This window comes from Streptohalobacillus salinus, assembly GCF_003201605.1.
GTDB classification, from domain to species: Bacteria; Bacillota; Bacilli; order Bacillales; family Amphibacillaceae; genus Streptohalobacillus; species Streptohalobacillus salinus.
The window spans coordinates 1-12,481 of record NZ_QJJR01000011.1 but is presented as its reverse complement, the minus strand read 5'-3'; the positions used below and the strand labels follow the sequence as shown (position 1 = coordinate 12,481).

The following is a 12,481-nucleotide window of genomic DNA, read 5'->3' as shown; positions in this document are numbered from 1 at the left end:
AGTGGAGGGATTTTTTATTGCTTTCTCATTTCTTCAAGAACTGACGCGAAAATTTTCTCGGCAGATTTCTGTTGCTTAATTGATAACGCCATATAGGTTGATAATTGTTGCTTTAAACTAGGATGTTTAATAATAAAATCAATTAGATAATTGAAGGATTCTTCATCGAAGTCTATTTGTTCCGCAAAAGGTTCACTACTGTAATGTGCTTGATAGTCACTCAGTAAATTTTGGGTAACGTTTGTTTTACCAACAAACTCATCAAGTGTTATTTGAAATAACTGACTTAATTTTAAAGTGTTGTTAAGGTCAGGTAAGACGTGACCATTTTCCCATTTGGCCACAACTGACCGTGAAATGTTAAGTAAATCAGCAATCTGTTGTTGGGTATAGTCATGTTTCTTTCGGTAGTATTTTAAATTATGAGCAAATCGATTGATTAGCATTATTACCACTCATTTTCTGTGTATTTATACTAAGTATGTGGTAATCCTATCATGTTTAGTGTTTGTTTAACGTGCACAGATTGTTCTTATTAGGTATATATTGTATGATGTTCTTAAAAAGAACATTAGAGGTGTCTCATGTATAGTTATCTATTGGTAGAGAAGACAAATTGGGACGCAGCTAATTATGCTGCGCATTCATTTCGCTTTTTGACCGCCCCTTTCCAGTTACGCCAATATGAAATAATGAAAAATAATCAAGTTTTAATTGTATTTCAACATGACTCGATGCTGACCATAAAACAACTAACTTTAGAACTTACCTGTCAATCGATTAAACATCAGCATGCAACAGCGGAAACATTACCCTTGCTGATGAAAAAAATTAAGCCATAACGTTTGTTGGGTGTAATAGATGACTAAAAAAAGTCAATTGAAATTTGGGCGTCGCAAGGTTTAATGTTGATTGATACAAGCTTTCTTTATCTCTGTTGCTCATTTCTATCCGATAGTCCATCTGCCGTGCATGTTTAAGTGTTAAGTGACAGATGCGTTAAGCGTTCCTTAGCGTTTTTCATTGAAACCTTTGAAAGTGGTGTGCAAACGAGCGTTTTCGGGGCTATTCCACTTGTTTCTGATGCGATGCTGGGAGCGTCTATCTTTGTGTGCCTTTTAAATATGATTTTGCTTCTTTTGTGAATCCTGCGTAACTATAATGTTGTTATTAACAATAACTGTAAAGGCGTCTAGCATTTTTGTTGGGTAAATCAAAGTATGGCTAGTTATTTCAAATGAATACTAGCGATTTTAAGGATTTACATGTTATACTCGTATAAGAACGAACGTTCTTTCGAACGCGAAGGAGGGGTTTTTTGCCGAAAATCTCACGCATTACCATGCAAATGAAACGTCAAGATCGTTACAATATTTTTTTAGAAACCGCAGGTAAAGAAGCATACGGTTTTAGTGTTGAAGAAGAGACGCTAATTAGTGAAGGTCTGACAAAAGGATTAGATTTAAGCGATGCGGATTTACATGCTTTAAAGAGTAAAGATTCGATCAATCGAAGTTACAATATGGCTCTCCATTATTTGTCGTATCGTATGCGTGCAACAAAGGAAGTTAAAGACTATTTAATAAAAAAAGAGGTTGACCCTGAACATATTGATGAGATTATTCAGCGATTAACTCATGTTAAGTTATTAGATGATCAAGCATTTAGTGAAGCGTACGTCCTAACTAAAAAACAAACAACCTCCAAAGGACCAAGAGTAATAAAACAAGAGTTATTCAGGAAGGGAATTGATCAACACGTGGTAGATAAAGCAATGGATTTGTATACGCAAGAAGAACAAGTCGATATGATCACCCAGTTAATTGAAAAGGAAAACAATAAGCAAACAAAAACGAGTCAAAAAATAGTTCAACAAAAACTTAAACAGCGGTTAATGCAAAAAGGTTATGCGAGTGATGCTATTTCAATTGCCTTTGAAGGTGTAGAAATAGAAAAAGACGATGATGAAGAATGGGAAGCGTGTGTCTATCAAGGCGAAAAAATACTGAAGCGTCATGAACGTAAACATTCGGGCTATATGCTCAAACAAAAAGTGAAAGCGAATCTTTATCAAAAAGGATTCGATGGTAGTTTAATAGATCGCTTTGTTGAAGAGCATGTTGAAGGCAATTAATTGTATTTTTAGTGGGGATAAACCCTACTTTTAAAATAAAAAGATAACTAAAACGCAGGCAGTCATTTGCCTGCGTTTTAGTCATCTTCGATTAGCAATTTATCTTGCAATTTGTCTTCTGAAAAAATCCAACCTGTGTAAGAGTTAAGAATATCAAGATTATTACTTATTTTAACAACTGCTACAAATGGATAATGATCTTTTGAGCGATAACGTAGATCAATGAATCTGATTTCTTTATAGTTCTCATATTCGACCATTTCCCAACGATATACTGATGAGAAGGAGAGAAATGCTGCTACATTTTTATCTGTTTTAGCGGTTGCGATGAGTTTGTTATTCGGTAACGGTACACGTGGAAATTGGTGAACAATTTGTATGTTACCGTCAATGGCTCTTGCAACATAAAAGCTGTTTTTTGTCGTGACGGCAAGTCGCCAAATTGATTGTTTGATGGTGGGAGAAGTATAAATACCTTCTACTTCATTTTCACCATAATATAACAACAATTTATGTTCTAAGACGCGTTTTTGCCAGTAGCGCTTAAGATAATATAAACTAAGCAAGCCATATATAGAAAGGAAAACAGCGGTCGGATGTAACCCGATTCCCCAAAGTCCAAACCCGATCAAGTGGGCTACAAAGATAACCGGATCAAATGTGTTGATGAACCCGAGAGCAATCCAACGATTTGAGAATGGCCGTAAGGCTTGTGTACCATAAGCATTAAAAATATCAACAAACACGTGAATGACAACAGCTAACGCAGTCCAACGCCATAAGGTAAAGTATGGTGAATTTGGAACGGCGATATAGAGTAAGCTAGAGATAAAGAACCCCCAAAAGATTACGAGTGGAATAGAGTGGGTAATTCCACGATGGTGTCTTAAGTATACGGCGTTATTTTTAAGCTTTAGTACGGTATCAAAATCAGGTGCATGTGAACCAACGATTGTTCCTACCATGACAGCACCGAATAGCACGGGGTTATCATGAATGGTTGGATCAATTGTAGCGATGCCACCGAGGGCAACGCCCATGGCGATATGTGTACCCGTATCCATTTTTGACTCACCCCTTTAACAAACAATTAAAAATAGACTATACTTAGTAGTAGCCATTTTGAAGGTAGTTTAAACCTAGCATGATTGATTATTTTCACGACAAGGAGGAAAGTCATGTCACCCACACAAAAAGAATTAGAACAAAATCTTCAAGTTGATACATATACAAAAGCTTTTAATGAACAGGCTTTTCAGAGTGATTTGATTAACTGGTTTCAAATCGTTAAGCGAGATTTACCATGGCGTCAAGATCAAGACCCGTATAAGGTTTGGGTCTCTGAAATCATGTTACAACAAACGCAAGTTGACACGGTCATCCCATATTTTAATCGTTTTATTCAGCAGTTTCCTACGGCAAATGCATTAGCTGATGCGGATGAACAAGAGGTGCTAAAAGCCTGGGAAGGTCTCGGTTATTACTCGCGTGCAAGAAACTTACATCACGCTGTCAAAGAAGTGAAAGCAAATTATGGAGGGGAAGTGCCAAAAGAAATACAACAACTTTCAACTTTAAAAGGGATTGGCCCCTACACGCTCGGAGCAATAATGAGTATTGCTTATGATACGCCGGTACCTGCTGTTGATGGAAATGTTATGCGTGTTTTGTCGCGTGTTTTACTGATTGGCGAAGATATAAAAATGCAAAAAACACGTAAGCTTTTTGAACGCGTGATTGAACGAATCATTTCTCAAACTGATCCGTCGAGTTTTAATCAAGGATTAATGGAACTGGGGGCTTTGATCTGTCGACCTAAAAATCCAGATTGCATAAATTGTCCAGTCAAAATGTATTGTTTAGCGTTAAAAGAAGATAAAGTTGCTGATCTGCCAGTTAAAGCAAAAGCTAAAAAACAAAAAGAACGCAATTATTTTGTAGCTGTCATTGAAACAGAAGATCATCAATATTTGATTGAAAAACGGACTGAACAGGGGTTACTGCAAAATCTGTTTCAATTTCCTATGTTTGAAACAACCCAAATTGATGATGTGTTATTTAATGAGTATGTTAATGCGTACTTTAATCACCCCATCAAATTCACTGGGAAATTAGCACCCGTTAAACATGTCTTTAGCCACTTGATTTGGCATTTGGATGTCTATCATTTCAAAGTGGAGGGAGCTTTTACAGCTGGTGAAAACAAGCGTTGGGTGGAGCAAGCGGCGTTAACAGATTATCCTTTTTCGGTCTCGCATCAACAGATTATCCGGCAATTTGATTAACCGATGCGGTTGCTTAAACCTAATATTCGTACTACTATATTAATAATGAAGTTAATATATTTTCAATTGTTAACCATTATCGTTATAATAAATGTAGCTAACAATTAGAAAGGAAGATATGATGGCTGGCCCCAAGCAAGGCAAACCAATGCAAATCAAAAGTTATAAACATAACGGGCAGCTTCATCGCACGTGGGAAGAAACGTTGGTGCTAAAATCAACCAGCACTAAAATCATTGGTGCAAATGATCGTACACGAGTGATTGAAAGTGATGGACGTTCTTGGATTACGCGAGAACCAGCCATATGTTTTTTTTATACCAAACACTGGTTTAATGTAATTAGTATGTTGCGTGCAGATGGCATTCACTATTATTGTAATATAAGCTCTCCTTATGTATTCGAAACAGACGCCGTTAAGTATATCGATTACGATCTTGATGTTAAAGTGTTTCCTGATATGACGTATACGTTACTAGATGAAGATGAGTATGATCAACACCGTGTTGAAATGAGTTATCCTGAAGGAATGGATGATGTTTTATGGAAGAGTGTCGATGAACTGACAAAAATGATTCATCAGCGTAAGGGTCCTTTTTCTCATGCATACATCGAACAATTATACGAACTCTTTTTAACGTATCGTTAAACCAAGATGCCCCGCAGTTTTTTAAACTGCGGGGCATCTTGGTTGTTATAGCGTTGATCTATACATTTAGCAACGGGGTATAGGTAACAATTAACCCGAACCCAGATCGCGAGATTTAGGTAAAATATCTAGTTTTTCCTCGCCATGGAATTGATCGTAACTGTTCAAGAGCGTTTGGAGGTGCTTTAAATCTTGATGATAATTCATTAACATCGCTGCTAAAGGTAAGAAAATCAAATAATCGGCTTCGTTTTTCTGATAGAGCTCAAGTAAACGATCAACAACATCAGGAATGTTTGATTCACGTAAATGATGAATCGGTCGTTTTTGATTACGTTTAATTTTTCGCATAAACCCAAGCATTATATTCTCGTGTGCATTAATGACAATATCAATTTCTTCAATTAAACGCTTTTGTAAATCAGCTGGCATAAGATTTGCGCGGTTGTCTACTTTTTGAATCGATTTAAGAACGCGAAAACTCCGATGGGTTGTTTTGGTCAATTGTCTGAAAACAACGAGCTTACGAGCGCGTATTGGTCGACGTTTACTGCGGTAGACACGTTCTTCAGCAAATAAGGAATGGAGTTCATCCATTCGGTGCAAATCCTTTTCGATTTTAGTTAATTCTTTCTTTAGTGAAGGGTCATCAGACAGATGACGTGTTGTGATCCGTAACCACTTTAGAATTTCAGTTGTATTTTCACTGATTTTTTGAAAAAGCGTTGTTTCGTACCGTGGTGGGATAAATAATAAATTCACTAAGAAAGCTGAAAAAATACCGAGCATTAATGATGAAAAACGCATTAAACCAAATAGATAAATATCCATCGATGTGTTCTCCATTGTCGAGATTACCGCGATTAACGCAATCGATACAGCACTTTTCTCAATGCGTAAATAGCGGCAAATACTAATGACGAACACAACAGAAATACCAACGACGATTGGATCATTACCTAAAATGTATCCAAGTGTAATCGCAGTAACTACACCGATAAAGTTTGCTTGCAGTTGTTTTAAAATCGTCATGTATGATTGATAAATGGAAGGTTGAACCGCGAATACAGCAGCAAAACCAGCAAATACTGTTGATGGAAATCCAATGATCGATGCCGCGTAGAGTGCTATTGCAACGGCTAATCCTGTTTTAAACATTCGTGCACCTAATCTCATATGAGTGAGTGCTCCCTTCTTGAAGGCTCCGTTATATAGTATATTTCCAATAAAACATAAGATTAAACGATAAAAAGGACCTTTTCGAGTTTCTCCACTCGAAAAGGCCAAGTAACTTTCATGCTTTGAAGGGAAGTCATACAAATCGACAAAATAAAGCATGAGTTGAAATATTAAATTTCATAGCTAATATAGCATATTCCGAATAAATAATCAATTCAAAAATAAATAAATATTCATAAAAGTGTATATTATTCAGTTTATTAGGATCTGCTGCTAATAATTATTACATTTTTGCAAAAGCACGCTCAACAGCGACAAGTGTCTCGTCAATTTCTTTGTCGGTATGAGTAATTGTCAGGAACCAAGCCTCATATTTAGAGGGGGCTAAATTAATACCTTGTTCTAACATCAAGTGAAAGAATTGACCGAATTTTTCACTATCAGTCGCTTGAGCATCGGCGAAGTTACGCACAGTTTTATTCGTGAAATATACAGTTAAGGCACCTTTCAAACGGTTAATTGTAATTTCAATACCATGTTGATTTGCGGCGCGACTGATTCCGTCAGCTAACTTTTCACCCAATCGATCAAGCTCTTCATAAATGCCATTTTCTTGCAAGACTTCAAGGCAAGCAATGCCGGATGCCATTGATAGTGGATTACCAGCCATCGTACCTGCTTGATATGCAGGGCCAAGTGGTGCAACCTGTTCCATAATGTCCACACGTCCGCCATAAGCACCGATAGGTAAGCCGCCACCAATCACTTTACCTAACGCAGTTAAATCGGGTTCAATATTATAGAGCTGTTGAGCAGAACCGTACATAAAGCGAAACGCGGTAATTACTTCATCATAGATGACTAACGAATCATTTGCATGTGCTAGCTCATTAACAGCCTGTAAAAAACCATCATCCGGTTCTACAATTCCGAAGTTTCCAACAATGGGTTCCACTAATACCGCAGCAATTTGATCCCCCCAGAGGCGAAGCGCTTCTTTAAAATTAGCCAAATCATTGAAAGGTACAGTGATAACTTCGTTGGCAGTACCTTTCGTAACACCTGCAGAATCAGGATTTCCTAGCGTTGAAGGACCAGAACCCGCTTGAACAAGAACGATGTCACTGTGACCATGGTAACAGCCGGCGAACTTGATAATCTTTTCGCGATTGGTGTATGCACGAGCAACGCGAATTGTCGTCATCACAGCCTCAGTTCCTGAATTGACAAAACGTACTTTTTCCAGAGAGGGGATGGCTTGTTTAAGCATTTTAGCGAAGGTGTTTTCTTGTGCGGTTGGTGTTCCGAATAAAACCCCTTTTTTTGCTTGGTTTTGAATAGCTTTGGTGATATGTGGATGAGCGTGACCAGTCACTATAGGACCGTAAGCGGCTAGGTAATCGATGTAACGATTGCCATCAACATCGTAAAAGTAAGGACCTTCTCCTCTTTCCATGTAGATGGGTGTACCACCGCCAACGCCTTTATATGCACGAGAAGGTGAGTTCACCCCACCGACGATGTGTTGTTCAGCTTCTTTATGTAACGCAATTGATTGTGTACATTTCATTTTATAACCTCCGAGAAAATATTGATTTCCTATCATTATACATGATTCTACATATTTCGTAACAAGTGTTTGTTCTCTGCTAACAGGAATAGGAAGTGAAAGTAGTAGCTACTTTAATAAGCAATTGCGTTTAAGTTTGCTAGGAGTTGGGTAAACAAATAATATATGAAAAGAAACTATATACTTATTTAGGAGGTTTTATAGATGGCAATAAAAAAAGGTGACTTTGTTCCAGAGCTTGAATTAATTACAAGTGAAGGTGAAAAAATATTTTTACCGGATTTTAAAGGTCAATCCGTCGTGCTGTATTTCTATCCGAAAGATAAAACATCAGGATGTACAGCTGAAGCATGCAGTTTCCGTGACCATAAAGAGACTTTTGATGCACTAGATACTGAAATTATTGGTGTTAGTCCGGATTCGAAAGAGAGCCATGAAGAATTTAAAAAAGACTATAATTTACCGTTCACCTTAGTGGTTGATGAATCCCATCGCTTAGCAGAGGCGTTCGGAGTTTGGAAAGAAAAAGAAAAAGATGGGAAAGTTTATCACGGCAATGAGCGTGCGACTTTCATAATTGATAAAGAAGGTTATATTGCGAAGGTTTATCGGGACGTTGATGTCGATGGTCACGTAGAAGATGCATTACAGTACATTAAAGAACATATGAGCTAAGAAGAATAAAGTGACACGTGCTAGTTTAAGAGAGGACTTAGACTAGCACATTTCTTTGACTTTATTTCCGTTTCACTTTACATTATAGGTAACAATTACATAGATTCTGGTGCGCTTATTTGACGAACCAGGGAAAGAAAGAAGGGATTCATGTTATGATTGTCGTTTCTGCTACGCACTTTAGTGAAACTATAGAACAACAATTAATTGAGCGTTATCCAGCAATAAGCTTTTATTTTTATCATTCGATAGAAGAAGCAGTAAATTTAAATAAAGCAGAAGTATTGTTGACATATGGAGAAGATCTAACGAGTGAACATATAAATCAGGCGAAAGCTTTGAAATGGATTATGGTTCTCTCTGCTGGCATAGAAGAACTGCCGTTTGAGGCAATTATTGAACGAGAAATACAGGTAACCAATGCGCGTGGTATTCACAAAAAGCCGATGGCAGAATATGCTTTAGGAATGTTATTGGCTCAGTATCGTAATGTGTATCAGTTTGACAAACAACAACAAAATAAAGTTTGGAATCAAAAGCTTCCAACCCGCGAAATTAATCAGCGCGTCTTAACTGTTGTTGGAGCTGGAGCAATTGGTGAAGAACTGGCAAGAATTTGCCGGATTTTTGATATTGAGACGCGAGCGGTAAGTCGTACAGGTGAAGATAAGCCGTACTTTGATAAGTCTTATTCTCAGTCAGAGTTGATCACAGCACTTAGAGGTGCTGATTTTGTTGTATCTATTTTACCAAGTGTTGCGGAAACACGTCCTTTTTATCATAAAGAAGCATTCAAAGCAATGAAACGCGATGCGATTTTCTTAAATATGGGAAGAGGCGATGCGGTTGAAACAGAGGTGTTACTAGATGCACTTAATGAAGGAGAAATTGAGCATGCAATTCTAGATGTGTTACCAGAAGAGCCGTTACCGGTCGAACATCCATTTTGGATGCACGATAAAATAACAATCACGCCACATATTTCAGGGAAATCTAAAATGTACGTTCCGAGAGCGCTTAGCATCTTTGAGGAAAATCTTAGCGGTTATTTGGTTGATGGCTCACTGCCTGTAAATCAAATTAATCCAAAGCGGGGGTATTAACAATGAGAATATACACACGGTCCGGTGATAGTGGGGAGACATCATTAATTTCAGGAAGTCGGGTAGCGAAAAACCATTTGCGTGTAGATGCTTATGGGACAGTGGATGAAGCGAACGCTGTGATCGGTTATGCAATAGCTACGATTGATCAAGGGTTGACGTGGTCATTATCTGATCGTAAAATTTTTATAACTTGCATGGAAGATGTACAAAGAATGTTGTTTCATGTCGGTTCAGAATTGGCAACGCCAGAAGGGCATGACGTTCCTTGGCCAATAACTCAAGCGGCTATCGATCGTATGGAAGCAACAATTGATAAGTGGGAAGAAGAAACACCTGACTTAAAACAATTTATTTTGCCATCAGGTCACCCTTCGGCAGCAACACTGCATCATGCCAGAACGATTGTTAGACGAGCTGAACGGATGACAGTTGGACTGAAAGATGAGGTAAGTCCGTTAGTATTAGCATATTTAAATCGGCTTTCAGATTTATTATTTGTTGCTGCACGTTTCATTAATATATTCAGTGCATATGATGAGAAGCCGTTCACTTATGAAGCTGAATAATAGGAACACATGATATCTATTACAGTAGGAACGTTTATAAAATAGCCTAGTCCTAGGCTATTTTTCATTTGACAAACCTGGTTAAAACCTAGTACACTAATTATAAGAATTATAAACTAATAATTGAAGTTACAGAATAACAACTTCTATTTAAAGATTTGTTAAGAAGTAGCCATCTAATAATTACGGATAGAAAATGAAAGAGAGGTGGATGGCCATGCATGAACATCATGATCATAATCACGACCATAGTCATGACGAGTTAAAAGAAGCGGTAGAGCGATTAAAGACTTCAGGTATTAGGATTACGCCACAACGTCATGCGGTGCTAGAGTTTTTGATTCATGCTCAAACACATCCGACCGCCGATGATATTTACAAAGCACTAGAAGGAAAATTTCCAAATATGAGTGTAGCAACTGTCTACAATAATTTACGTGTATTTAGAGAAATTGGCTTAGTCAAGGAATTAACCTACGGTGATGCATCAAGTCGCTTTGATTACAACACATCAAAACATTATCATGTGATCTGCGAATCGTGCGGTAAAATTGTTGATTTTCACTATCCAAGCCTAGATGAAGTTGAAGCGTTAGCTGAAACTGTCACAGGTTTTGATGTCAGTCACCACCGTATGGAAATTTACGGTACCTGTCCGGATTGCAAAACAAAACATTAAACCTCAGTCAAAAAACTTCCTTCCTACCTATAATAGGAAGGAAGTTTTTTTGTGCTACTTTAAAGTAAGACCTGTGAAACTATTGAGGAATAGCGGATTAAATATGTGGATGCAAAGGGTTTAAATGATTAAGTGAAAAGTCGTAAGTGTAAATGATGAGGTTAATGTTTTTAATTACACACCGACCATTGGTTCGTGCAATACTTATGCGTATAGATTTAGTAGTTAGCATAAAAAATGATATGATAATTAAAGAGTTTAAATAATTGAACAGGATATTTGTACTTGGAACGAGAATACTATATTAAATAAGTCGTTTTTTTAAAATGATGAAGATGTGGTTTGTATCTAGGATAGGGTAAGAAATTACCTGACTTTAATAAGGGTGTTGAAGAATCGGTCGCTAAACTTAATAGAAGAGGTGAAGGTTGTGGAAGATTTATTACGTCCAATATATCAAGAACGTGCGAGTGATCCGAGAACACTAGGCGTTTTAAGAGTTGAAAAGCATCTAACAAGTAGTCCGGTTACTGATAATTTTGATACGATTTTGTTAATTGTTGTGACTGAACAAGCTTCAGAGTGGTCGGTGAAGCACTATGAGTTTGAATCTGGAACAGCAGCACTACACAGTGTTACCGCTGAGAAACTGAGAGAATGGATTGAGTTCTCTGGTTATCGCCGTATGTTTCAGTGGGTATCGCAAGGGCAAATTTTGTTTGACCGTAACGAGTACCTCTACAATTTGAAGGAAGAAGTGAACATGTTTCCGAAAGAACAACGCGAATTGAAAATGGCAATGGAATTTGCGAAAGGTGCAAGAAGTTACAAAGAGGCAGTCGAATTGTATGACACGTCTAATTTACTTGATAGTTATAATAAAATCATTCGTTCACTTCATGCGTTGGCACGCCTAACGATTTTAGAGCAAGGTTACCATCCAGAGCTTATGGTCTGGGAGCAAGTGAAACGAATTGATCCTGCTATTCATAAATTGTATCAAGAACTTATTACAAGCGATGAACAATTAAATGAACGGATTGAACTGATGATGTTAGCAATTGATTTTACCTTAGGAAATAAAGTTGATGTGGCGATTAAGCATTTGCAAAGTGTTTTAAAAGAAAAGAATGAACCGTGGGCATTCGGTGAGTTGAAACAGCACCCTGCTTTAGCGCCGTATGCTTTAGATTTGGGTATGATGGTGCATTATCTTGTTGATAAAAATCGTTTGAAGGTCAAGCGCATGAAAACAAAAGGAGAAGGGGTTTATCACCGACTTTACCAACTTACTGATCAACCATAAAGCGATAGTAATGATGGATGTGGGTGGATTTTTTTAAATTTTGATTGACGACCTATCCGCCCACGTGATATAGTAATAAACGTTGCTTCGGCGATAACTTAGTAAAGCAAATGATTTTTCCTACTATATTAAGTGTCGTAGCCAAGCTATTAATAAAACTGTAAAAAGTTATTGACATTCAAATCTGTCTGTTATATAATTTAATAGCTGTCGAAAACGACGGCAACACATTGAACATTGAAAACTGAACAAAACACACAGTATGTTAAGAAAAACAAGTAAGTAAAGCTAGTGCTTTAACCAGAGTTATTATGACTCTTTCAATTATATTG

General features: G+C 37.4%; 13 protein-coding genes. 9 read left to right on the top strand and 4 right to left on the bottom strand.

The window, feature by feature from the left end; all coding sequences use genetic code 11:
- Positions 1-14 precede the first annotated feature (14 nt).
- Positions 15-446 (bottom strand): helix-turn-helix domain-containing protein, encoded by a 432-nt coding sequence (locus tag DES38_RS09085; protein ID WP_110251796.1) that lies wholly within the window; start codon positions 444-446, stop codon positions 15-17.
- Positions 447-584: 138 nt separating this feature from the next.
- Here DES38_RS09085 and DES38_RS09080 point away from each other — a divergent pair, with 138 nt between their 5' ends.
- Positions 585-842 carry a hypothetical protein gene (locus DES38_RS09080; RefSeq protein ID WP_110251795.1) on the top strand — a complete coding sequence of 86 codons (258 nt, stop codon included), beginning with the start codon at positions 585-587 and terminating at the stop codon, positions 840-842.
- 476 nt (positions 843-1,318) lie between these two features.
- Complete coding sequence (recX, locus tag DES38_RS09075) at positions 1,319-2,134, top strand: recombination regulator RecX (protein ID WP_110251794.1); 816 nt, start codon at positions 1,319-1,321, stop codon at positions 2,132-2,134.
- 77 nt (positions 2,135-2,211) lie between these two features.
- Here the strand turns inward: recX and DES38_RS09070 are convergent, their stop codons facing one another.
- The gene (locus tag DES38_RS09070) at positions 2,212-3,198 is read right to left on the bottom strand and encodes a metal-dependent hydrolase (protein WP_110251793.1); all 987 of its coding nucleotides are present in this window, start codon (positions 3,196-3,198) and stop codon (positions 2,212-2,214) included.
- Positions 3,199-3,312: 114 nt separating this feature from the next.
- Between DES38_RS09070 and mutY the strand changes: the two genes are divergently transcribed.
- Both mutY and ntdP read left to right on the top strand, forming a co-directional pair.
- Positions 3,313-4,419, top strand: a complete 1,107-nt coding sequence (mutY, locus tag DES38_RS09065) for an A/G-specific adenine glycosylase (protein WP_110251792.1) — start codon at positions 3,313-3,315, stop codon at positions 4,417-4,419.
- 121 nt (positions 4,420-4,540) lie between these two features.
- Positions 4,541-5,068, top strand: a complete 528-nt coding sequence (ntdP, locus tag DES38_RS09060; protein ID WP_110251791.1) for a nucleoside tri-diphosphate phosphatase — start codon at positions 4,541-4,543, stop codon at positions 5,066-5,068.
- Between the two features lie 90 nt (positions 5,069-5,158).
- Here the strand turns inward: ntdP and DES38_RS09055 are convergent, their stop codons facing one another.
- Positions 5,159-6,244, bottom strand: a complete 1,086-nt coding sequence (locus DES38_RS09055; protein ID WP_110251790.1) for an FUSC family protein — start codon at positions 6,242-6,244, stop codon at positions 5,159-5,161.
- A gap of 286 nt (positions 6,245-6,530) precedes the next feature.
- Entirely contained in the window at positions 6,531-7,817 is a 1,287-nt protein-coding gene (locus DES38_RS09050) for a glutamate-1-semialdehyde 2,1-aminomutase (protein WP_110251789.1), read from the bottom strand.
- Between the two features lie 204 nt (positions 7,818-8,021).
- Here DES38_RS09050 and bcp point away from each other — a divergent pair, with 204 nt between their 5' ends.
- The 5 genes from bcp to DES38_RS09025 all read left to right on the top strand — a co-directional run bounded on the left by bcp (position 8,022) and on the right by DES38_RS09025 (position 12,149).
- Entirely contained in the window at positions 8,022-8,492 is a 471-nt protein-coding gene (bcp, locus tag DES38_RS09045) for a thioredoxin-dependent thiol peroxidase (protein ID WP_110251788.1), read from the top strand.
- Between the two features lie 119 nt (positions 8,493-8,611).
- Entirely contained in the window at positions 8,612-9,595 is a 984-nt protein-coding gene (locus tag DES38_RS09040; RefSeq protein ID WP_245882000.1) for a D-2-hydroxyacid dehydrogenase, read from the top strand.
- Positions 9,596-9,597: 2 nt separating this feature from the next.
- On the top strand, positions 9,598-10,164 hold the full coding sequence (locus DES38_RS09035; RefSeq protein ID WP_110251786.1) for a cob(I)yrinic acid a,c-diamide adenosyltransferase: 567 nt from the start codon (positions 9,598-9,600) through the stop codon (positions 10,162-10,164).
- Between the two features lie 211 nt (positions 10,165-10,375).
- The gene (gene perR / locus DES38_RS09030) at positions 10,376-10,843 is read left to right on the top strand and encodes a peroxide-responsive transcriptional repressor PerR (RefSeq protein WP_425450541.1); all 468 of its coding nucleotides are present in this window, start codon (positions 10,376-10,378) and stop codon (positions 10,841-10,843) included.
- Between the two features lie 430 nt (positions 10,844-11,273).
- On the top strand, positions 11,274-12,149 hold the full coding sequence (locus tag DES38_RS09025; RefSeq protein WP_110251784.1) for a nucleotidyltransferase-like protein: 876 nt from the start codon (positions 11,274-11,276) through the stop codon (positions 12,147-12,149).
- The last annotated feature ends 332 nt before the right edge of the window (positions 12,150-12,481 follow it).